This window comes from Arthrobacter sp. D1-17 (assembly GCF_054130535.1).
Genome location: NZ_CP096382.1, coordinates 2,410,985 through 2,432,214, shown reverse-complemented (window position 1 = coordinate 2,432,214; position 21,230 = coordinate 2,410,985). Strand labels below are relative to the sequence as shown.

Below are 21,230 nucleotides of genomic sequence, written 5' to 3'. Positions count from 1 at the left end.
CCTGGCTTCCTGGATGTCCCCGCCGTTAACTGGGCGCTGGTTGATCGGTCCTGATTTCCGGAGCTGTAGGTCGAAGGCATTAGCTGACTGTCCGGCACGACCCGTTTTGCGGGCACTCCCCCGCCAATTTTCGAACGCCGATAAGCGTGATTCCGTCAACCTGCTCGGAGGAGACAGGGGAACGGCTTAGTCGCTCTTCCACGTAAGGCCGAGCATCTGAAAGGCGTGCTTAATCGCGTCGCTGTCGTGGTGGAGTTCCTCGATCTTGATGTGCTGTAGCTGGGGGCTGACAAAACCGTCGCCTGGCCGTTCGAAAATGGCCCATAACCGCAGGTCGTCGCCGTGACGGGAGGCGAACGTAACTCCGTTGAGGTCTGTGGTCTCGTAGATCCAGGCGGCGATTGCCTGGGTCAGGTGTCGTGGTCGGGCGTCCTTCAGAGCGGCAGCGTCCAGGTCCGCCAAGCCGAGGCTGAGGGCGATGCCGATGAAGTGCGGGTATAGGACTGCAATGGATTTGGAGTCCGTCACGGCGCAGTAGGTGCCGGTCAGCTCGGCTGATGTTGCGGCGCGGGCGTCTAGCCATTCGCGTGGGACTTGCCCTGGCGGCACGGTGGGGTGCAGCACTGTGTCTTGATCGTTTTCAACGATCTCGTCCAGTTCCATGGCAATTCTGGTGTCGCGGCGGAACGCTGCCAGCACTTCGAGCAGGCATGCGTGCAGGCTGGAGCCGGCGTACACCGTGCGGAAGTTTCCGTGCTGGTCATCCCACCGGCCAGGGAATCTGCCATTGGTTGCCCATTCCCAGCCGCTCCATGCCCAAGGGTCAGGACGGAATCCAATCCGCCAAATCCGGTCTTCCGAAGTAGCTACAGCCAGTTGTTCAGAGCCCACCCGTCAGCCTGCTGCCGCGAATGCCCGGGCTGCGGCCAGAACCGCCTGCGCCGCATCCTCGACCTGGCCTTCCCGCAGCAGCCGCGCCGGCGGCACGTCATCCAGTTGGGGGTTCATGCCCTGGAACCACGCTTGGACCACGGCGCGGGAATCGCGCTCAGCCAGCAGCGCGGCCACGTGGTAGGCGTGTCGCAATCGGGTCATCACCTCGGCCGACGGCTTTCGTTCACCATCGGCCCACTGACGCACCGCCCGGGTTTCCTTTACCGAGCCAATGTAGGCGACCAGCTTCGCGCCGAGGATGTCACGCAGGTCTCGAACAAGCTCGTCCTCGGGAAGCCGGATGGAATCCTGGTGCGCCTTCAATCCGCCTCGGGCTCCTGCAACTGCTGTCATGCCTTCATGCTCCCATAAAACACATGTTCCAACAACGGTCGAATCACATGCCAGATCACACCCGAAGGAGCGCGCATGTTGGTCTTCTGATCAGCCGGGTCGGGGCCGGGGAAGGGGCCAGCGACATAGTTGTGTTGAGCTAGAGCAGTTCCAGACCCGGCATAACGGCAGGGCTGGTGTACGCAGGGATTCAGGCGGGCTTGGCTTGGCGGAGGTACTGATACACCGTTTCCCGGCTGATGCCGTAGTCGTTGGCCAGGGCGGATTTGGGGACTCCGCTGGCCGCTCGCTGTACCAGCTCGGCCGCCCGTTCCGGCGTGAGCGTCTTCTTCCGCCCCTTGTAGGCGCCGCGCTGCTTCGCCAGGGCGATGCCTTCCCGCTGGCGTTCCCTGATCAGGGAGCGTTCGAACTCGGCGAAGGCGCCCATCACGGAGAGCATGAGGTTGGCCATGGGGGAGTCTTCACCGGTGAAGACCAAACTTTCTTTGACGAACTCTACGCGGACGCCCTTACGAGTCAGGCCCTGGACCAGGGCCCTCAAGTCATCGAGGTTGCGGGCGAGCCGGTCCATGCTGTGCACCACGACAGTGTCCCCGTTACGGGCAAACCGCAGCAGCTCAGAGAGCTCCGGCCTGGACGTGTCCCTGCCCGAGGCTTTGTCCGTGAAGACGCGGTCCAGAACCTGGCCGTCGAGTTGGCGTTTCTCGTTCTGGTCCAACGTGCTGACCCGCACGTACCCGATCCGCTGTCCAGCCACCTGAGCCTCCAAACCCATCAACTGTCAGCTTGAGTTCTATGGCCTTTATCGGAGCAGGTCAAGAGGCGCGGATCGTTTGGTGTCAGAGTGGGGTGTACCCCAACTGGACGAACACCCGCCACCTGAGCAGGACGACGGATTGACCAGCCACAGGGTGTACGCCCGGTCCCGCCCCGCGTGGATTATGAGCTGACAGACAATGGGGCGGCTCTCCTGCTGGGGGCCGCTGATGGAAGCAAGGATCGGTACTGCCGTCCATCGCGGCCCCGTGCCTGCACGTCAGCGTCTCGCGCCGGAATGGTGTGAGACCGGCGCGAGACGCTGACGTACTAGGGCGGGGAAACCTTCCTGCGTCGTCAGCGCAGGAGGCGGCTCAGCGGCACGTCCTGGAGCTCCTGGCATACGTGTATCCCTCCAGTGAACCCGGCATTACGGGCTGACTTTTTCAGAGCCTGTTCCCACTCGCGGTGCGCGAAGGCGTCTGGCACCAGGTGGGTCAAGGCCACCGAGCGTACGCCCGAGTCCCGGGCGATCCGGCCGATCTCGGCCACGTCGGTGTGGACTTCGCGCATGTGCTTCATAGTGGTCTCGTTCCATCCCATGCGGGCGGCGGAGGATTCAAGCTCAACGGCTTCGTGTACCAGCAGGTCAGCTCCCTGTGCCAACCGGATGAGATTGGTTGAGACGGCCGTATCGCCGGAGAAGACCACGCTGCCGTGGTCGGTATCAAACCGGTAGGCAAGCGCTGGATAGGCCGCTCCATGCGGAACCAGGGTGGCAGTGACTCGTACGTTCTCGTCCTCCATCACGGGGAAGGGCGCCGTGTCCGGGTGCGGGTTGGACCAGGAGGCGCCGGCCGCCTCGGGGACATGGACCTCGTGTGCACGGATCATCTTCGCCGGGTTCCCAATGAACCGCTCAGCAATAAAGAAGTTTGCCGAGCCGTTGAATGCTTGAGTGACCAGACGCAGAAGCTCTGCCGTACCTGGCGTGGGCTGTTCCGGATTCGCCCACTTTGGATCGGGACCCAAGTCAGCAGCCGGGGTGCCGGCGCTGCCCGGCCCGTAAAGGTCGACCGGTTCCTTGTACGTGTACCGTGTGGGAAATTGTGCGGCCGAGACGGCGTAGCTGCCCAGATCCATGCAGTGGTCGGCGTGCAGGTGGCTCAGAAAAATCGCCTTGAGCGACGCCACGTCCAGCCCTGCGCGCACGAACTGGGTGAGGGAAGCGCGCCCGCAGTCCATCAGGTACGTTCTGCCGTTCACGACCAGAGCTGTCGAGATCCCGGACCGGTCCGGGGCCGGCGGGGGTCCACCCTGAATCCCGAGGGGGACCACCGCGAAGCGCGTGTTTCGGTGCGCTGACTGCCCCGCAGGTGCGGCCGCTGTCGCCGATGGGGCTGCGGCGACAGTGAGAGCCAGGGCGCTGGTTGCTGCGGCCGCTCCCAGGAACGCCCTTCTGTCGGTGCTTCGGGCATCACACATGCGCCGGCGATTCTGTCTCTGAGGCTCCGTCCCACTGGACGTCAGCGTCGAATGCCGGCTCGGTTTGACCAGGCGCCTTCGGCATGGTGCTGCGGCAGATGACCGGGGTGCGGGGGGTGTCGTCGAAGATCAGCCGCGTGACGTCAGCCCGGGCGTAATGGCCTGCCGGGTCGACGGTGTTCTTGGCCAGGTCGATATCCGCTAAATCAATGTCAGCGTAGACGATGCCTTCCTCGGTCGGGTCCAGGGGCTCAGTGATGAGACCCGAGTGCGGACCGTAAACACGCGCGTAGCCTCCGCCGCCGGTATAGACGGGCGTGGGTCCTCCATCAGCCGTCGGGAATTTGCGGGCCCCGTCATCGGACATGATCTGGCTGGTGGTGACGACGAAGGAGCTGCCTTCGAGCGCGTACGTCTGGGAGCAGGCCATGATGGATTCCGGGCTCAGTGCCGGCACGTTGCCCAGGATCCCGAGGCAGGGCCAGCCGGCGACGTGGATCTGCTCGTTCTGCGCGTACATAGCGTACTTCGTCAGCGGCTGGAGGTGCTCGAAGCACTGCAGCGCCCCGAGTCGACCCAGGGGCGTGTCGATGACTTTGATGTCACTGCCGTCGCCTTCCCCGAAGAGGGTCCGCTCTGCGTGCGTGGGCTTGAGCTTCCGGCGGTGCCGGATGATCTCCCCGTTGGGGCCGATCACGGCCTGGGCCATGTACAGCGAACCACCGTCTTTCTCGCTGAAACCCACGACGACCGTGATCGAGTGCCGCTGGGCGGCTTCGCGGATCTTGGCTATCTGGGGCCCGTCGATGGTGGGGGAGTTGGCGTGGTACCGGGCGACGAACTGCATCTGCTCGTACACCGGGTAGGACCAGAGGAACACGGGGTAGCCGGGAATCCATGTCTCCGGGAACGCGACCAGGTCGGCTCCTCCGGCTGCGGCCTCGGCAATCAGCTGGACGGTCTTTTCCGTCGTCCCGTCAATGTCCAGCCACACCGGCTCGGCCTGAACGGCAGCAACCCGCACCTTCTCGCTCATCAATACTCCTCGTTATGCTTAGATGGTGCTTCCAAATTTATGATCGGGATCACTTAAATACGTTGGCAATTTCTGCAGGCCCATCCACTATTCCTGCAGGTTCAGGCTTCCCCTGCTGAAACAGGTGCTCGTGCTCGTGCTGGGGAGTCGGAGGGACGCAATGACGGACGTGACCGTTACTGATGTTCTGGCTTGGCAGGATGCAGCGAGCCGGGCGTTCGTACCGCTGCTGTGCACGGCCCCCGAACCTGGTTTCGTCGCACATCTTGAGTCTGTTGCCCTGTCCGGCGGGGTATCTCTGACGCGGGTCCAGTCGGGGCCTCTGCGGGTGGAGCGTCCCGAACGTTTGGCCCGCCGGAATGATGGTGACGACATTCTCATGTCGCTGCAGCTGCAGTCGACCGGGGCTGTCCAGCAGCACGGGCGAACTGCTGTTCTGGTTCCTGGAACGGCAGCCCTTTACGAAATCAACCATCCTTACCTGTTGGACCAGCCGCAATCGGGGCAGGACCTGATCGTCCTTCGCGTTCCACGCCGGCTTCTGGGACTAAAGGACCGGTTCGTCACCGACCTCTGCGGGCGGACAATCGACCAATCCGTCCCCGGCATGGCCGCTTTCACCGGTTATGCCGCTGGATTGATGGCTGGCCGCGGCCACATGGATGACCGTGCACGAGTTGAGTTAGGGCACATCAGTACTGATTTACTCTCGCTCGCCCTGCGCTCTTTCGCGGGACTCCAGCAAACCTCGTGGAGCGATGATGAGACCTTGTTGGAATCCGCGAAGGGGTACATCAGGCAATATCTCGCTGACCCGGACCTTTCGGTTGAACGACTGGCCAGCGCAGAGAACGTCTCCGTCCGCAAGCTCCACGAAGTCTTCGCCGCGATTGGGGAAACGCCGGCGGCGTACGTACGGCGCCGGCGCATGGAACGCGCTACCGCCCTCCTCGCTGCGAGGGCACAAACCCGCCAGAGCGTGGGATCCATCGCGATCGCGTGCGGATTCCGCGACACATCCACCTTTGTCCGGGCTTTTACACGCGTCTACCAATGCACTCCCACACAATGGCCGCTAACGGCCGGTGCCTTGGAAGCCGCCCCCGTGGCATCTGCAGACTAGCCTCGGACGAGAAGCCTTCCAGCGACAAGAAGCCGGTGCTGGTGCCGTCTATGGTCATGCGCACGTCATCTTGGATGAGGTGGGCATAACAGTTGATGCTCAGACCTGCCGCACATGGCATTGGAGGCCCAAGGTCCCGGATGCGCGCGCCGTCCGGGTTCGGCTCCAACAGCCGGGGAATTGGCATAGAACGTCTACGGTCCGAGAACCTGTTCAGTCTCAGCCACCGCCAGCCGCCGATACTCGATCGGCGGGCTGCTGCGCTGGTTCGTTAGCTTGCAGTGGGGTCATGGCACTCGGACCATGCCATCGGTCAGCTGGCGTAGGGTCGGCGATGCCGATGTATTGGGGTGGTGGTGTATTCGGCGATGCCTTCGGTGCCGCCTTCGCGGCCGAGGCCGGATTGCTTGATGCCGCCGAAAGGGGGCTGCGGCGTTGGAGAAAACGTCGGCGTTGAAGCGACCATGCCGAATTCGATCTGTTCTGCCACGCTCAGGAGGCGGTTGAAGTCCCGGCTGTAGAGGTAGGAAGCGAGTCCGTATTCGCTGGTGTTGGCCAGCCGGATTGCCCACCCAGTAAAGGCGTCAAAATAGGGCGCAGCAGGGCCCTAAGGTCGTAGTGTTCGATGGCCATGCCGTTACCAGCGGGATGAGCGAATCGTGCCACGTACGGGCGGTCAGTCGAGCTCGATCAATCCGTTGAGGTTCTCAAGACCAAGCCCGGCGCTCTTCCCGGTCGCGCGGATCCCATCACATGCCCTGGGCCGATCGAATCGATAGTTCAGTAGCTAGGCGGGAGAACCGGCACGTCCGCGTCATCTGGGTTGGCCGCTCAAGCCGCTTGATGCGGCCGCAATGGACTCTGGACGGCCCTGTCGAAGGACCAGGTGATTTGCCTAAAAGCAGAGTGCAAACTGACCGAGGTGGTGGAGTTCTAACAACCTTCCGGGACCGGTCAACGGTCTCCTGCGGCGCCTTGCAGGTATCAGCGATTCCCAGGAGCTCTGAGTCGCGGTCGTGACAGCAGCCCGACCGAATTAGATTAGTTCACTAACACTTAGTACACTAACTATGACCCGGACCTAGGAAAAGGAGCAGTTTATGGCTGGCACAGAGTCGTTCGTCCAGAAGTTCATGCGGGGCACAGGCAAGCTAAGGGCGGTTTTCGGCCCGGCGCAGCAGGGTTCTTTTGCGGGCCGGGTGGTTGTGCGCCGGGACCCAGCGCAGCTTCAGCGCGAAGAGCAGCTGCAGCAGTGGGCTACCGTGCGCAATGCAGATGGCTCCTCCTACCTGGTGGCGCGCTAGCGGCCATCGCATTGACCGCATGCCAACCCACGAAATTACTCCCTGAAAGCAGGCAATGCCTTTGAACGGCAACTTAATGTCTTCCGTCCAGACTCCTGTGGAGGACCCTGAGCAGTTCTTTACCCTCTGGACGGTTTTCAGCCGCGGCGGAGATGACACGGCAACGAACAGCACGGCCTCCTTGGAGGACCTGCTCGCGGAACTAAACCAGGAAGGAACCACCCTTCGGGGAGCCTACGATGTCTCCTCCATGCGCGCCGATGCCGATGTGATGGTCTGGCTCCACGGCAGCCGGCCCGAGGCGCTTCAGTCGGCAGTGCGGAAAATCCGGCGGACGCACGCTTTCGCGGACACAACAATTACATGGTCCGCCATGGGGGTCCATCGGGAAGCGGAGTTCGCCAAAAACCATGTACCGGCCTACGCCCAGGGGATAAAACCCGAAGCTTGGGTTTGTGTGTACCCGTTTGTGCGCTCGTACGACTGGTACCTGCTTCCGGCAGAAGAACGCGGGCTCATGCTACGTGACCACGGACTCCTTGGACGGGAATTTCCCCAGGTTGTCTCCAACACCGTTTCGTCTTTCGCGCTCGGAGACTGGGAGTGGCTGCTTGCACTGGAAGCGCCCAAACTGACAGATCTCGTCGATCTCATGCGCCATCTGCGTACTACCAACGCCCGTCAGCACGTCCGTGAAGAAGTCCCCTTTTTCACAGGCCGGCGAATCCAGCCGAGCGAAATTGCTGATGTCCTCCGCTGACTAAAACGTCCATTCACTGATGTCCCAAAAATCCGTAAGCCCCCGGGTATCAGGCCCTGCTCCCGGCGTCGAAAGGCCTCGCTGCAAAAGAGGAAAGCAAGATTGTGCCCCGGCGGCGGCGTCCCGGGAGGCGACCACGAAGTATAGAAGGAAGGCAACTCCATGAGTTTAGAGAATCGAACTAGTAGCGCGCACGGAAGGGGTCGCAACATCATCTCCTTTATGCCGCGCGTCCTTTCGGAGCGCTTTGCGCTCCACCTGCACACCTCCGCGCTGCGGCAGATGCGCACCTGCGATGGCAGTGCCGCCTTTGTCAGCTCAGTTAATCGGAAGGACGCGGACGCGTGAAGGTCGAAAGCGGACTCTTTATCTACCTGACGCCGTTCTTTTTCGTGGTCGGCACTGTTTATGGGTTCCTCGTCCAATGGTCAGAACCCGTAGGTTTCCTCGCGCTCTTCCTCACGGGTGGTTTGAGCGGAATGGTCGGCGCGTACCTCGCCTTCACGGGAAAGCGGGTCGGGGCACGCCCTGAGGATCGTCACGATGCAGAGATGCACGAGGGATCCGGCGAGCAGGGACACTTTGCTCCCTGGAGCTGGTGGCCGCTCGTCCTCGGTGTCGCGGCCGCGGCCGGGTTCCTCGGTTTGGCGGTTGGATTTTGGATCCTGTACATCGGCTTGGCCCTGACTTTAGTCGCCCTGATCGGCTGGGTCTACGAATACAGCCGCGGAGAGCACGCACACTAGATCCCGCTGAGGCACCTTCAGGAAGAGCCCGTTATGTGCGGGCTCTTCCTCGCTTAAGCTCAGTAGACAGTGCCACCGTGCAGCGACGCTATTCCCGGAAGGTGAATCGTCGCGCAGCGAGATGCGACAACGCAACCCGGGCGGTCCCAAGGCGAAGTTCAGGTAACGTCGCCTCCGTCGCCCTGGCGGCAGTAGTTCAATTCCCGGACGGAGATCGCGTGTTGGGGTTGTGAGCCGTTCTTGCCTGTACCTTTGCTCCCGCTGCCTTTTTCCTTCGTCTTCCGGTTCTGAAATAGTGACCGGTTCTGGACCAGGGCCGGCGCAGGCGCAGGAGCCTGGACCACGGGCGCGTCGTCTCGGCGTCGGGCTTGCGCTCCTATCGCCAGGGACGCGTCGCGGAGTTGTACCTTGGAAAATGCCTTCTCTTAGGCAATACGCCAGGGAAGGTGGTCCTGAGCAGGGTTGAGTGCAGGGGTGCGCGGCGGGCTATTTGCGGGTCAGACGCGGAAGTAGCTGCGGACTTCTGCGACGGCTTCGAGGAGTGTGTCGATGTCGTCTGTGGTGTTGTAGAGATAGGTGCTGGCCCTGGTGGTTGCAGTCAATCCGAGTCGGCGGTGGAGGGGTTGGGCGCAGTGGTGGCCGACGCGCACGGCAATACCCCTGTCGTCGAGGTACTGTCCGACGTCGTGTGGATGCACTCCTGCGACATCAAAAGATGCGAGGCCGACCCGCGGCTCTCCTGAAGCTGGACCCACAACACGTACTCCGTCAAGGCTGTTCAGCCCGTCAACCAAATGCTGACCAAGTTTCGACTCCCACTGGTGAATCCGCTCCATGCCGACGGAGTCGAGGTACTTTACGGCTGCGGCAAGTGCGACGGCCTGGGAGATCCGTTGGGTACCGGCTTCAAATCGCTGGGGAGCGGGCAGGTATTCGGCCCGTTCCATGGTGACTGTTGTGATCATGGAACCGCCGGTGAGGAAGGGCGGCAGTGCGTTGAGTAGTTCGCGGCGTCCGTAGAGCACGCCGATGCCTGTGGGGCCGAGCATTTTGTGTCCGGAGAAGACGGCAAAGTCCACGTTGAGCTGGTGAAGGTTCAAGGCCATGTGCGGGGCTGACTGGCAGGCGTCAAGGACGGTCAGGGCGCCTACGTCCCGTGCCATTGATACCAGTTGGTCTACGGGGTTGATGGTGCCCAGGACGTTGGAAGCGTGCGTGAACGCAACCAGCCGGGTGCGGGACCCTATCAGTGCTTGGGCCTCGTCCATCCGCAGGGTCCCGGTGTCCGATACCGGTATGTACCGCAGACGTGCACCTGTGCGGAAGGCCAGTTCCTGCCAGGGAATCAGGTTGGCGTGGTGTTCCATTTCGGTGACGACGATCTCATCGCCGGGCCCGAGAATGAACGGGGCGAGTTCGGTCCCGCCTCTCTTCCGGGCCGCCCAGAGCGTTGCGTTGGAGAAAGCGTAGCTCAGTGCGTTTATGGCCTCTGTAGCGTTTGAGACCCAGACTGTTTCGTCCTCTGCAGCTCCCACGAACCGGGCTACGCTTTGCCGGGCTTCTTCAAACGCCTCTGTGGCTTCCACGGCCAGGCTGTGCGCCCCACGGTGGACGGCGGCGTTGCGTTCCTGGTAGAACGCTCGCTCAGCTTCAATAACCGGGAAGGGGTTCTGTGAGGTGGCGCCGGAATCCAGGTAGATCAGGGGTTTGCCGTTGACCGCCTGGTCCAGAGCAGGAAACTGGCCCCGGATGCGCAACACTTCGGCGTTACCAATGCCTCCGGCAGTTATTGCGGCCGTCGCACCGGCTGCGTCACGCGCTCCTGCCCACAGGGATGGGGTCGCTGCTAACGTCACCTCAGCGACTTATCGTCAGGGTTCTTGGGCACGACGTAGGTGCTGCCGTCCGGACGGCGGAGGGTTTCCCACTGCTGGGTTTCCGCCTGGCGCTTCTTGAGCAGTTCCTGGTTCTCCTTGGTCATGTCGTGGTCCAGGGCGCTCTTATTGGCGGGACCGAAGACTGCCCGCAGTTTGCCTGTGGCGTTCATGAACTTGTGTACGAAACTCACTGTTCTTTCACCTCTGACTTCCGTGTGCCTGTCGGTACATCAATAGTACACTAATTGTTAGGAGACTAATGATTGGAGCAATGATGACTGAGGTGGCAAATCAGCAGGGGACTGAGAATGACCTTCTGCTTGAGAAGCAACTGTGTTTCGCCTTAAGCGTCGCGGCCAGGAGCGTGGTCGGCGCCTACAAGCCCGTGCTGGAAAGGCTCAACCTGACCCATCCGCAATACCTGGTGATGCTCTCCCTGTGGGAGAGAAGCCCGCAATCGCTTCGGGAGATCAGCAGTGCGCTGGATCTCGAGCCGGCGACACTGTCGCCGCTCCTTCGCCGCCTCGAGACGGCCGGCCTGATAACACGGCGGAGGGTACCGGGAAACGAACGCGCACTGGCCGTCGAGCTGACAGCAGCAGGTTCTGCCCTGCGGTCCGAAGCGCTGTCCGTGCCACAGACCATGATGCAAAGACTCGGCCTCAACCGGGAGGATGTCCAGCAACTCCACGCGGCAATGGTGCGGCTCATCGACGCTACAAAGGCGAGCCGCGGCCAAGGCACTGCGGACTAGCTGGATAATCCCAACTACCAGGCCAGGCGCCCTGCAACACGGGTTTGGAAGGCTGTTCACGGACGTTTGCGGCGCGGCACGCGGAAGATTGGCCTTCCGGCCTGAATAAGAAGCGCGGACTATATCTTCAGCGCATGCACAGGGAGCCTTACTACTGCAGCTCAGCAGAACTGCTGAGACCGGCCGGTAGGGCGGCCTGGCGCTGCCTTTGGCGCCCAGCAGCGGTTCTCTGCAACACAGAACGCCGTTCACTCACACGCTAGAGCAACCCCCAAAAGCCGCCTGTGACCACCCGTGGCTGGAGCTAGGGGCGGATCACAGTTTCGGTGTGTGCGGCGTCTTTTCCGGCCGGCGTCTCGGGGCTCGCGGCGGCGTTGGACGGCGCTTTGGTCCGTGCGTGGGTGACGTAGAGGGGAAGGGCGGTAAACACCAGGCCGCCGACGAGGTTGCCGAGCACTGTCGGGATTTCGTTCCAGACCAGGTAGTCCATGATGGTGAACTGGCCGCCGAGCAACAGGCCTGACGGGAACAGGAACATGTTGACGATCGAGTGCTCGAAGCCCATGAAGAAGAACAGCATGATCGGCATCCACATCACGATGACTTTTCCGGGGACGTCCTTGGCGATCATGGCGCCGGCCACACCGATGGACACCATCCAGTTGCACAGCATTCCGCGGACGAACAGCGTCAGCATCCCGGACGCGCCGTGCTCGGCATAGCCGAGCGTGCGCCCCTCGCCGATGTGACCGATGGCGACACCGACCTCGTTCGGCGGGATGGCGAAACCGTAGGTCACGACAACCGCCATCAGCAGGGCCACCATGAACGCTCCGAGGAAGTTCCCGACGAACACCAGCCCCCAGTTCCGGAGCACGCCGCGGACGGTCACGCCGGGTCGCTTATCCAGCAGCGCCAGGGGTGTCAGGACGAACACCCCGGTCAGCAGGTCGTAGCCGAGCAGGTACAGCAGGATAAACCCGACCGGGAAGAGGATTGCCCCCAACAGCGGAATGCCGGTGGTCACGCTGACCGTGACGGCGAACGCGGCCGCCAGGGAGAGCAGCGCACCGGCCATCGCCGCGCGCACCACCGTGTCCCGGGTGGACATGAACACTTTCGACGCGCCGGCGTCGATCATCGTCGTGATCAGATCACCGGGCTTTACATAGGACATGGGGATAGGCTCCGGGGGTCGGGCTTTTTATGCGGTCCGGGCTGGGCAGCATGGGAAGACAGTAACTGTCCGGTATTTCGGGCAGGTTTCTTCAGAGGCCCTGCCGCGTTACTTATGGCTGACCCCACTGAGTAATTGGTTGTTGCTACCTTTTCATAATATCTATTTGATACTGATAGCTTCAAAGGTACTTAGATACCTACAGGGTATTTAGATACCTACAGGGTATTTAGATACCTAAGGAGTACTTAAGGCCGCTGTTGGTGATCTCTCTGGCCGGATACCCTCCCGGCTAATTCGCCACCTGTCGGTACCAGTAGCTTTACCGGTTATTGGGTTCCCGCCACGCGCCGGCTCGGCTGCCCGCCCTCATCACGGTCGTCCATTACGGGAGGTCAAAATCCTGAAATGAATGCCTAAGGTGCTGGAAAGGCACGGTCCCTGGTCTGACGGGGACGGGCTCTGTGCCACCACTGACGCTGGGAGGGTGACACAGCGCCCCGGCATTTGTGGCACTGGGCAGACGCGTGCATCACTGGCGCAAGGTGCCTATCGGCACGCAAGGTGGCCTGACCGGGGCAGTGGCGTGCACCCATCAAGCGTCCGAATTCAGCGCATACTGCTGGTTTCTGCCCGTGGGCAGGGAAGGCTGTTGTCAGCGGCCGGCCAGGAGTTCCTCGTCGCGGGAGTCGTCATACTCGTCCCGTGCTTTGAGGATTTCGGGCACGTGGCTCTCAGCCCAGGCACGTAATTGGGCCAACGGCACCAGCAGGGACCGGCCGGTGTCGGTCAGCTCATAATCGACCCTTGGCGGAACCGTGGGATACACGGTCCGGGTGACGAGCCCGTCGCGTTCCAGCGCCCGGAGACTCTGCGTCAGCACCTTCGGCGTGGTGTTGACCATGTTCTTCAGGGCAGTGAACCGCACAGGGCCATCGGCGAGGACCTGGATGATCAGTGACGCCCACTTATCACCGATGCGTTGGAAAATCACCCGCGAGGGGCAGTCAGGGTCAAGGATGTTGGTCGTCCTGACGTTGGTATCCAATTAGGTACTCAGTTCCTTTGAAGCTATCAGTATCTAAAAAATACTATAAAGGGGTATCACCAAGACATCAACCACGAGGAGAACACGTGAAGATCGCAGTCTACGGAGCCACCGGCATGGTCGGCAGCCAGATTGTCAGCGAAGCGCTGACCCGAGGTCACGAGGTGACGGCCGTTTCCCGCCGGGGGGCAGAAGTTGCCGGCACCCAGGTCCGGGCAGCTGACCTGGCAGACGCGACAACCTTTGCCGCTGTCGCAGAAGAACACGACGCTGTCGTTCTGGCCACTGGCCCCAGCCGCACCGGCGGAGACCACGGGGAATGGCTCAGCGCGATGAAGACCGCCTACTCCAACGCCAGCGGCACCCGCCTGCTGGTCGTGGGCGGCGCAGGTGCCCTGGAAATCAACGGTATCCGGCTCGTTGACACCCCTGAGTTCCCCGAAGCCTACAAGGCCGAGGCCCTCACCCTCGGTGCAGCCTACGACGCCATCAGGGAAGCCCCGGCAGACCTGGACTGGACTATGCTCGCACCGGCCCCTGTCATCCAGCCCGGCGCACGCACCGCTAGGTACAACACGGCCAAGGACTCCCCGGCCGGGAACAGCATCTCCAGCCAGGACTACGCGGTGGCCATGCTCGATGAAATTGAGCGCCCGGCCTACCGCAACGCCCGGTTCACCGCCGCCAACTGAAGCGGCTTACTAAAACACCTACAGCTAAGCAGTGCCGTGCGCGCAGATCATCTCCTGACCGCACGGCATGCCATGCGATAAACCTCAACACCTAGGCAAAGGACCACCATGACTTCCACCAAACTGACCTACGTCTTCGATGCCTACTGCGGCTGGTGCTACGGCTTCGCCCCGGCATTGCACGAACTGGCCCAGGATGACGGCATCGATATTGAGGTCATCAGCGGCGGCCTCTTCAGCGGCCACCACGCCGGCCCCATAGGCGCGCTGCCGCACATCCCCGGCGCCAACGCGCGGATTGCAGCCCTCACCGGCGTCCGCTTCGGTGAAGCCTACGAAACAGTCCTCTCAGACGGAACCCTGCACATGGATTCCGACGATGCCGGGACGGGACTGGTCGCGCTGAAAGAAGCATCGGGCGGCAAAGACCTGGACATGGCCGCAGCCATGCAGCAAGCGTTCTACATCGACGGACTCAGCCTCTCCGACACAGGAACATACCGCACCATCGCAACCCGTAAAGGCCTGGATCCGGACCTCGTGGAAAAGCTCTACACCCATCCCGGTACACGGGAAAGGGCATTGTCAGAACAGGAACGCGTTGCAGATCTCGGAATCCAGAGCTACCCCACCCTCCTCGTGCACACAGCTGGCGGGCTGGTGAAAATCGGTAGCCCGGTCTACTCCGCCCAGCAACTGCGCAAGGCACTAAAAGATCTGCAGGAGACCCAGCCCAGCTGAGATTCCACCTTCTTTTTCGAAGGACGAAGGCAACTGTGCTCCGCTATCAGGCGCCACCAGGTGCACCAGCCCCCAACCGTGCTTTATTCCCGATCCCGTCGATAGGCGAACAGCCTCTCGCCCCTGTACAACTTCCGATGGAGGGAAATGCCGATGATCCCTACCCCTTATGAGGATCTGCTCCGAGAGGTACTCGCCCAGGGCACCCCCAAATCGGACCGCACCGGCACCGGCACACGCAGCGTGTTCGGACGACAGTTGCGGTTCGATCTCACCCAGTGCTTTCCCCTAATCACCACCAAGCGTGTGCATTTCAAATCCGTTGCCGTGGAACTGCTGTGGTTCCTCCGTGGGGATTCGAACATCCAGTGGATGCAGAACCAAGGCGTAAGCATCTGGGACGAATGGGCAGACCCACACGGCGAGCTCGGCCCCGTCTATGGGGTGCAATGGCGGTCCTGGCCCGCCCCGGACGGCCAGCACATCGATCAAATCGCAGCAGTAATGGACTCCCTCAAAGCCGATCCCTACTCCCGCCGGCACATCGTCTCCGCGTGGAACGTCGCTGAAATCCCCGGCATGGCCCTCCCCCCATGCCACGCCCTCTTCCAGTTCCACGTGGAGCCAATGCCCTCTGGCCCCGACAGGCTCAGCTGCCAGCTCTACCAGCGCAGCACAGACCTGTTCCTCGGAGTGCCGTTCAACATCGGCGCCTACTCCCTGCTTACCCACATGATCGCCCATCAACTCGGCCTTGCAGCCGGAGAATTCATCTGGACCGGCGGGGACTGCCACATCTATGACAACCACATCGATCAGGTCCGGGAGCAAATCCTGCGTGCCCCGTTCCCATCGCCGCGATTGTCCTTCCGCCGCCGCCCGGACACCCTTTTTGACTACACCTGGGAGGACCTCCAGCTTCTGGGCTACCGCCATCACCCAGCCATAGCCGCGCCGGTGGCAGTCTGAACACCCTCCACCAGAAGCCGTTGCACCGACTGGGTGAACCGGGGGCACAGGCAACTACACAGCGAAGCCAGCACCGCAGAGCCGGAAAGCCCTGAAGAGGAAAAAGCGGATTCGGGTCACAACCTGGTTGGTTGGCCCCGACCTTGGAACAGGACGTGGACAGTGAGTAAAAAACAAGCCCGCCCATACAATTACCCCAAAATTGGTGCAACGAAGAGGATGGACGCACCCGCTCTCCTGCAGCGGGGCTACCGGGCCAGTGAAGAACGGATTCAAATCGGATCCGGCAAACGGCGGTGGGAGCACGCATGGAAGGAAACACTTTCCTGGGGCATCCAACGCAAATCCGGCTATACAGTCCTACCCATTCATCCTCCGCAGCCGCACCCCGGAGCCCCGCCAGCACCGCATGCTGCAGAACCTACTTCTGAATTGGCCCGGGAAGGAATGGAAGTCCTGCTCCAAAAGCGCTTCGGCCCGTTTCGGTTGAAGATGCCGGTCCGTATCGTCTACACGATCGACGAACCGGCTCGTAAGGGATTCGCGTTCGGAACTTTGAAAGGACACCCGGTCAGCGGCGAAGCCGCGTTCATCGTCCAACGAAATCCTGACGACTCGGTTTGGTTCACCCTGCGCACACTCAGCGGTCCCGGAAAGGGCCTCTGGCTCTTCGCCCACCCTCTGGTGCTCCTGCTACGCACAGGAATCCGGAACTCCTATATCAACGCCCTTACCGGACCAGTCTCCTGAACCCAAAGAAACTGAACAATGGTTTCGGATCGGGGATGTTCGCGCCCAGAACGACGAGGCGATACGCTAACAGTTAGCGGTCTAACCTATGAGGACGTGATGACCAAGACAACCATCAAACCGGATGCGGCACCCTCTGCCGAGGAGGACCTGCTGCTGGAGAAGCAACTGTGCTTCGCCCTGACAGTGGCTGCCCGGAGCGTGGTAGCCGCCTATAAGCCCGTGCTTGAACGTCTGGGGCTGACCCACCCGCAGTACCTGGTGATGCTGGCGCTGTGGGAAAAAAGTCCCAGGTCATTACGCGAAATCAGCGACGAGCTCGACCTCGAACCGGCGACGATCTCCCCGCTGCTTCGCCGGCTGGAGTCCGCCGGCTTCATCTCCCGCCGCAGGGCCGCAGGTAACGAGCGCTCCCTCGCAGTTGAACTGACCGCCGCGGGGGCCGCGCTCAGGGCTGAGGCCTTGTCCGTTCCCGAGACGATGATGCGGAAACTGGGGCTGGAACGCGAAGATGTGGTTCAGCTGCATGAAGCGATGACCCGCCTTATCGCTGCCACAAAGGGACAGCAGCCGACCGCAGGCGCGGTCAGTTCTTCCTGACCGAACAGGTCCGGGCCGTTGTTTTGGCTGTGAGGGCCGTGGCCTCCTTTTCACTTTCAGCCTGTCGTCTCAACCGGCGACGCGCAGGCACTCCTTGCCCACCCAACGTTTCGCGAGAAGACACCCCATGTCAAAGACATCCTGAGGGCAGTCAATTGGTGTTGATAGGGCGAGTTTCCTTGCTCTTACCGGCATGAGCAGGAGCTCAACTGATAAGGGCAATGTCTCCCAAGTAATTCCCACATGCATCCCCGGCTGAGCATTCCCGGCGCGAACGTACGCATCCACTGACACGGGTTCGCAGCATTTGCCGATTCGCCTGAGGCGTACGGGGTGATGTTAGAGGCAGCCACTGCACTGGCATGGACCATCGCTGGCGGCGCGACTACCCCAGCTGAAAGAGAACGCTTCATTAAACCCGGCGTACAAAACCGCCAGAATTCCACGGGCAAAATACGTCCGGTGTCCCCGGAGAATCTCCAGGACGGCGCTCCTAGGTGCGGAGTGGCGCTACCGGACCCTGCAAGGCCGGGGCCGCCTTGATAGCAACGGTGGCATATTGGACACACGGCCAGTGTGCCACCGGCGCCTGTCCTCGGAAGTCAGACGTAGGTGCCCGCCAGCGCCGTCGCCCCACTCGTTGCGGCTTGGTCATTGTGGGCTTGGAAGCGGACGAACATGGCTTTGAAGCCGGGGGTGTTGGATTCGCGGGCGACGTTTTCCTTGTGGACCAGGGCGTTGGCTTCGGGGAAGTACGCTGCGGCGCAGCCCTTTGCGGTGGGGTAGGCCACGAGCCGGAACTTTTCGGCGTGCCGGTCGATGCCCTGGAAGGTGCTGACGACGTCCACGAGGTCGCGGTCCTGGAAGCCCAGCTCTACGAGGTCTTCGGGGTGGACCAGGATGACGCGGCGGCCGCCGGAGATGCCGCGGTAGCGGTCGTCCAGGCCGTAGAAGGTGGTGTTGTACTGGTCGTGGCTGCGGATGGTCTGCAGCACCAGGTGTCCCTCGGGCGGGGTGAGGTATTCCAGCGGGCTGACGGTGAAGCGGCCCCGCCCGATGTCGGTGGCGAACGAGCGGGTGTCCCGGGGCGGGTTGGGCAGCACGAAGCCGTTCTTGGTCCGGACGCGGGTGTTGAAGTCTTCGAACCCGGGCAGGACGCGGGAGATGTGGTCGCGGATGACGTCATAGTCCTCGGCCATGGCCTTCCAGTCCACAGGATGGTTCGGGCCGAAGGTCGCTTCGGCCATCCGCGCCACGATCACCGGTTCGGCCAGCAGGTGCTCGGAGACCGGGGTCAGCCTGCCCTGGGTGGAGTGGACCACGGACATGGAGTCTTCCACGGACAGGAACTGGGCGCCCTTGGGGTGCTTGTCGTCCTTGTCCGTCCGGCCCAGGGTGGGCAGGATCAGGGAGGTGCGGCCGTGCACCACGTGGGAGCGGTTGGGCTTGGTGGAGATGTGGACCGTCAGCCCGGTCCGCTGCATCCCGGCCTCAAGGATGTCGGTGTCAGAGCACGCCAGGGAGAAGTTTCCGCCCATGGACACGAACACGTCCACCTCGTCGCGCTCGAAGGCCTCCACGGTCTCTACAGAGTCATAGCCATGGTGGCGCGGGGATTGGATGCCGAACTCGTTGTCCAGAGCTGCCAGGAGCGCTTCCTTTGGCTTTTCCCAGATGCCCATGGTCCGGTCGCCCTGGACGTTCGAGTGTCCGCGGACAGGGCAAGCGCCGGCGCCGGGCTTGCCGAAGTTGCCCTGCAGCAGCAGGACGTTGACCATTTCCTTGATGGTGTCCACCGAGTGCGGCTGCTGTGTGACGCCCAGGGCCCAGCAGAAGATGGTGGCTTTGGACCGGATCAGCATTCCCGCCACGGTCTCGATCTGTTCACGTGACAACCCGGTAGCCTTCTCGGTTTCGGCCCAGTCCAGCTCCTGGCGAGCCTGCCGGTACGGTTCGAACCCATCCGTCTGCGCGTCGACGAAGGAACGGTCGACGACGGTACCGGGGTTACGCTCTTCCTCCGCGAGCAGCAGGTGCCCAAGGGCCTGGAACAGCGCCAGGTCTCCGCCGACCTTTATCTGCAGGTACTCGTCCGCCAGGGGAGTGCCGCCGCCCACCACGCCGGAGACGGTCTGCGGGTCCTTGAAGTTGAACAGGCCGGCCTCGGGCAGCGGGTTGACTGCCACTACCTTCCCGCCCTTGTCCTTGCATTCCTTGAGCGCGGACAGCATGCGGGGATGGTTGGTGCCGGGGTTCTGTCCCACGACGAAGATCAGCTCGGAATCGTGGATGTCCTCGAGGGACACCGTGCCCTTGCCGATGCCGATGGTCGGGTTCAGCGCCGAGCCCGAGGATTCGTGGCACATGTTGGAGCAGTCCGGAAGGTTGTTGGTGCCCAGGGCCCGGGCGAAGAGCTGGTACATAAACGCTGTCTCATTCGCGGTGCGGCCGGAGGTGTAGAACACGCAGCGTTCCGGCGTGCTGGCCCGGATATGTTCGCCGATCAGTTTGAAAGCGTCCGCCCAGGAGATGGGCGAATAGTGCTTCTCGCCTTCCCGGATCACCACGGGCTCGGTGATCCGGCCCTGGTTGCCGAGCCAGTACTCCGTCTTTTCGGCCAGTTCCGCGATGGAATGGCGGGCCCAAAATTCGGCTCCGACGGTCCGGAGGGTAGCTTCCTCAGCCACCGCCTTTGCCCCGTTCTCGCAGAACTCCGCAGGCTTGCGCTTCTTGTCCGTTTCCGGCCAGGCGCAGCCAGGGCAGTCGACGCCGCCGCGTTGGTTCAGCCGCAGCAGCGACTGGGCTGTGCGGGGCACGCCCGCCTGGGCGATTGCACGCTCCAAGGCCACCATAACGGCTTTGACGCCGGCGGCCTTGGTCTTGGGATCGTGGACTTCGAGGTCATCCTCGTTGATGTCCGCAACGGGGGCGGGCTGCTTACTGAACTTCACTGTCTCCCTTTCGATGCGCAACACCGCTGACCGGTCTTGCTTTGATCCGCCAGGAGCTCTGAGTCGTGATGGTGACAGCAGCCCGACATGATTAGATTAGCCGACTAACACTTAGTACGCTAAGTATGACTTGGATCTAGGAAAAGGAGCAGTTATGGCTGGCAGAGAGTCTTTCGTCCCGAAATTCATGACGGGGATGTCTTGCCTCAACAGCCACTACGCCATCCAGTCCGATGGGCTTTACGCCCTGGAAGTTGCGGCCAAAGACATCGCGCAGGTCGAGGCCGGCAAGGCTACCATTCCACCGGGAACTCCGATCAACATCGCGTTCCTCGGAAATGAGGATCATGCCCAGCGCATCAAAGCTGCACGGGTAATTCGAGCATGCGGTTTCGAGCCCGTCCCGATTATTTCCTCGCGCCGCCTGCACTCGGAGCGGGACCGCGATTATCTTCTCGACGCCCTGGTTGCAGAAGCAGCCCCGTCGCGGATAATCCTTGTGGGCGGTGACCCGGCCGTCCCTGCCGGTCCCTTTGAGGACTCGCTGGCCCTCCTGAGAAGCGACCTCCTGGAACGCCATTTCTTCCGCCAGGTGGGTATCGTTGGGTACCCTGAAGGACACCCTAAGATCGACACCGACACGCTCTGGCGCTGTTTGAAATGGAAGTTCGGCTTTCTCCAGAATGCGGGTTGCTCGGTCGAGATTACGACCCAGTACGGATTCGACGCCGATGCCGTGGTGCAGTGGATAGAGCGCCTGCGCCGTGAAGGAATCGACGCGCCCGTCCGCATCGGCGTGCCGGGGCCGGCCAGCGTCGGAAAGCTCCTGAGATACGCCAAGCAGTTTGGCTCGGTGCCATCGGCAGCTATCGCCCGGAGATATGGACTCTTGGTGGGCAACCCTGACCACCGCTTCAGTCCTGAGCGCTATTGGGATCACCTCGCGGCCGGGCTGGACGGCGGGAACCTCGGAGCTGTCCTGTATCACCTTTATCCGTTCGGCGGGATCATGGAAGGCGTTCAGTGGATGAACAGCCGCCTGTCAAAGGGTTTCCCACGCCTGCCCTTGGGCGCGTGGGATGAAGGTCCCCGCTCCGTGATGCCCTGCAATTATCCCGGTAAAAGTTCGGCTTTCCAGGGCGACTAACAGTTAGCTCCGGCGGTTCGGGAGCGA

22 protein-coding genes are annotated in these 21,230 nt (G+C 62.1%); 11 read left to right on the top strand and 11 right to left on the bottom strand.

Annotated elements, in window-relative coordinates:
- Positions 1–186: 186 nt before the first annotated feature.
- From M1E01_RS11260 to M1E01_RS11240, 5 genes are all read right to left on the bottom strand, one after another.
- Positions 187–891 carry an RES domain-containing protein gene (locus M1E01_RS11260; RefSeq protein ID WP_457971696.1) on the bottom strand — a complete coding sequence of 235 codons (705 nt, stop codon included), beginning with the start codon at positions 889–891 and terminating at the stop codon, positions 187–189.
- Positions 892–894: 3 nt separating this feature from the next.
- A complete protein-coding gene (locus M1E01_RS11255) occupies positions 895–1,287 on the bottom strand; it encodes a hypothetical protein (protein ID WP_457971695.1) in 393 nt (130 codons plus the stop codon).
- 190 nt (positions 1,288–1,477) lie between these two features.
- Complete coding sequence (locus tag M1E01_RS11250) at positions 1,478–2,044, bottom strand: recombinase family protein (protein WP_457971694.1); 567 nt, start codon at positions 2,042–2,044, stop codon at positions 1,478–1,480.
- 356 nt (positions 2,045–2,400) lie between these two features.
- Entirely contained in the window at positions 2,401–3,528 is a 1,128-nt protein-coding gene (locus M1E01_RS11245; RefSeq protein WP_457971693.1) for an MBL fold metallo-hydrolase, read from the bottom strand.
- Positions 3,521–4,564, bottom strand: a complete 1,044-nt coding sequence (locus tag M1E01_RS11240) for a carbon-nitrogen hydrolase family protein (RefSeq protein WP_457971692.1) — start codon at positions 4,562–4,564, stop codon at positions 3,521–3,523. The genes M1E01_RS11245 and M1E01_RS11240 overlap by 8 nt, the downstream gene beginning before the upstream one ends.
- A gap of 160 nt (positions 4,565–4,724) precedes the next feature.
- Between M1E01_RS11240 and M1E01_RS11235 the strand changes: the two genes are divergently transcribed.
- A complete protein-coding gene (locus tag M1E01_RS11235) occupies positions 4,725–5,687 on the top strand; it encodes an AraC family transcriptional regulator (protein WP_457971691.1) in 963 nt (320 codons plus the stop codon).
- A 313-nt stretch (positions 5,688–6,000) separates the two neighbouring features.
- Here M1E01_RS11235 and M1E01_RS11230 read toward each other — a convergent pair whose 3' ends face one another.
- Complete coding sequence (locus M1E01_RS11230) at positions 6,001–6,246, bottom strand: aldehyde dehydrogenase family protein (RefSeq protein WP_457974940.1); 246 nt, start codon at positions 6,244–6,246, stop codon at positions 6,001–6,003.
- Between the two features lie 541 nt (positions 6,247–6,787).
- Between M1E01_RS11230 and M1E01_RS11225 the strand changes: the two genes are divergently transcribed.
- The 3 genes from M1E01_RS11225 to M1E01_RS11215 all read left to right on the top strand — a co-directional run bounded on the left by M1E01_RS11225 (position 6,788) and on the right by M1E01_RS11215 (position 8,497).
- Positions 6,788–6,991, top strand: coding sequence for a hypothetical protein (locus M1E01_RS11225; protein WP_457971690.1), 204 nt, complete (start codon positions 6,788–6,790; stop codon positions 6,989–6,991).
- A gap of 76 nt (positions 6,992–7,067) precedes the next feature.
- Positions 7,068–7,751: a hydrogen peroxide-dependent heme synthase gene (gene hemQ, locus M1E01_RS11220; protein WP_457971689.1), complete on the top strand. Its 684-nt coding sequence runs from the start codon at positions 7,068–7,070 to the stop codon at positions 7,749–7,751.
- Between the two features lie 344 nt (positions 7,752–8,095).
- Positions 8,096–8,497, top strand: coding sequence for a cytochrome c oxidase subunit 4 (locus M1E01_RS11215; RefSeq protein ID WP_457971688.1), 402 nt, complete (start codon positions 8,096–8,098; stop codon positions 8,495–8,497).
- A gap of 497 nt (positions 8,498–8,994) precedes the next feature.
- On the opposite strand, the gene M1E01_RS11210 is transcribed toward M1E01_RS11215, so the two are convergent.
- Both M1E01_RS11210 and M1E01_RS11205 read right to left on the bottom strand, forming a co-directional pair.
- Positions 8,995–10,272 carry an aminotransferase class V-fold PLP-dependent enzyme gene (locus M1E01_RS11210; protein ID WP_457974939.1) on the bottom strand — a complete coding sequence of 426 codons (1,278 nt, stop codon included), beginning with the start codon at positions 10,270–10,272 and terminating at the stop codon, positions 8,995–8,997.
- A 77-nt stretch (positions 10,273–10,349) separates the two neighbouring features.
- The gene (locus M1E01_RS11205; protein WP_457974938.1) at positions 10,350–10,544 is read right to left on the bottom strand and encodes a hypothetical protein; all 195 of its coding nucleotides are present in this window, start codon (positions 10,542–10,544) and stop codon (positions 10,350–10,352) included.
- A gap of 89 nt (positions 10,545–10,633) precedes the next feature.
- Here M1E01_RS11205 and M1E01_RS11200 point away from each other — a divergent pair, with 89 nt between their 5' ends.
- Positions 10,634–11,128 carry a MarR family winged helix-turn-helix transcriptional regulator gene (locus M1E01_RS11200; RefSeq protein ID WP_457971687.1) on the top strand — a complete coding sequence of 165 codons (495 nt, stop codon included), beginning with the start codon at positions 10,634–10,636 and terminating at the stop codon, positions 11,126–11,128.
- A gap of 304 nt (positions 11,129–11,432) precedes the next feature.
- On the opposite strand, the gene M1E01_RS11195 is transcribed toward M1E01_RS11200, so the two are convergent.
- Positions 11,433–12,305 (bottom strand): formate/nitrite transporter family protein, encoded by an 873-nt coding sequence (locus M1E01_RS11195; RefSeq protein WP_457971686.1) that lies wholly within the window; start codon positions 12,303–12,305, stop codon positions 11,433–11,435.
- A 655-nt stretch (positions 12,306–12,960) separates the two neighbouring features.
- Complete coding sequence (locus tag M1E01_RS11190; protein ID WP_457971685.1) at positions 12,961–13,353, bottom strand: winged helix-turn-helix transcriptional regulator; 393 nt, start codon at positions 13,351–13,353, stop codon at positions 12,961–12,963.
- A gap of 86 nt (positions 13,354–13,439) precedes the next feature.
- Between M1E01_RS11190 and M1E01_RS11185 the strand changes: the two genes are divergently transcribed.
- From M1E01_RS11185 to M1E01_RS11165, 5 genes are all read left to right on the top strand, one after another.
- A complete protein-coding gene (locus M1E01_RS11185; protein ID WP_457971684.1) occupies positions 13,440–14,045 on the top strand; it encodes an NAD(P)-dependent oxidoreductase in 606 nt (201 codons plus the stop codon).
- 108 nt (positions 14,046–14,153) lie between these two features.
- Positions 14,154–14,786: a DsbA family protein gene (locus M1E01_RS11180; protein ID WP_457971683.1), complete on the top strand. Its 633-nt coding sequence runs from the start codon at positions 14,154–14,156 to the stop codon at positions 14,784–14,786.
- Positions 14,787–14,933: 147 nt separating this feature from the next.
- A complete protein-coding gene (locus M1E01_RS11175; RefSeq protein ID WP_457971682.1) occupies positions 14,934–15,755 on the top strand; it encodes a thymidylate synthase in 822 nt (273 codons plus the stop codon).
- A gap of 219 nt (positions 15,756–15,974) precedes the next feature.
- Complete coding sequence (locus M1E01_RS11170; protein ID WP_457971681.1) at positions 15,975–16,505, top strand: DUF1990 family protein; 531 nt, start codon at positions 15,975–15,977, stop codon at positions 16,503–16,505.
- Between the two features lie 99 nt (positions 16,506–16,604).
- A complete protein-coding gene (locus M1E01_RS11165) occupies positions 16,605–17,105 on the top strand; it encodes a MarR family winged helix-turn-helix transcriptional regulator (protein ID WP_457971680.1) in 501 nt (166 codons plus the stop codon).
- 602 nt (positions 17,106–17,707) lie between these two features.
- On the opposite strand, the gene M1E01_RS11160 is transcribed toward M1E01_RS11165, so the two are convergent.
- Positions 17,708–20,056 carry an FdhF/YdeP family oxidoreductase gene (locus M1E01_RS11160; protein ID WP_457971679.1) on the bottom strand — a complete coding sequence of 783 codons (2,349 nt, stop codon included), beginning with the start codon at positions 20,054–20,056 and terminating at the stop codon, positions 17,708–17,710.
- A 154-nt stretch (positions 20,057–20,210) separates the two neighbouring features.
- Between M1E01_RS11160 and M1E01_RS11155 the strand changes: the two genes are divergently transcribed.
- Positions 20,211–21,203: a methylenetetrahydrofolate reductase gene (locus M1E01_RS11155; RefSeq protein WP_457971678.1), complete on the top strand. Its 993-nt coding sequence runs from the start codon at positions 20,211–20,213 to the stop codon at positions 21,201–21,203.
- Positions 21,204–21,230: the final 27 nt, after the last annotated feature.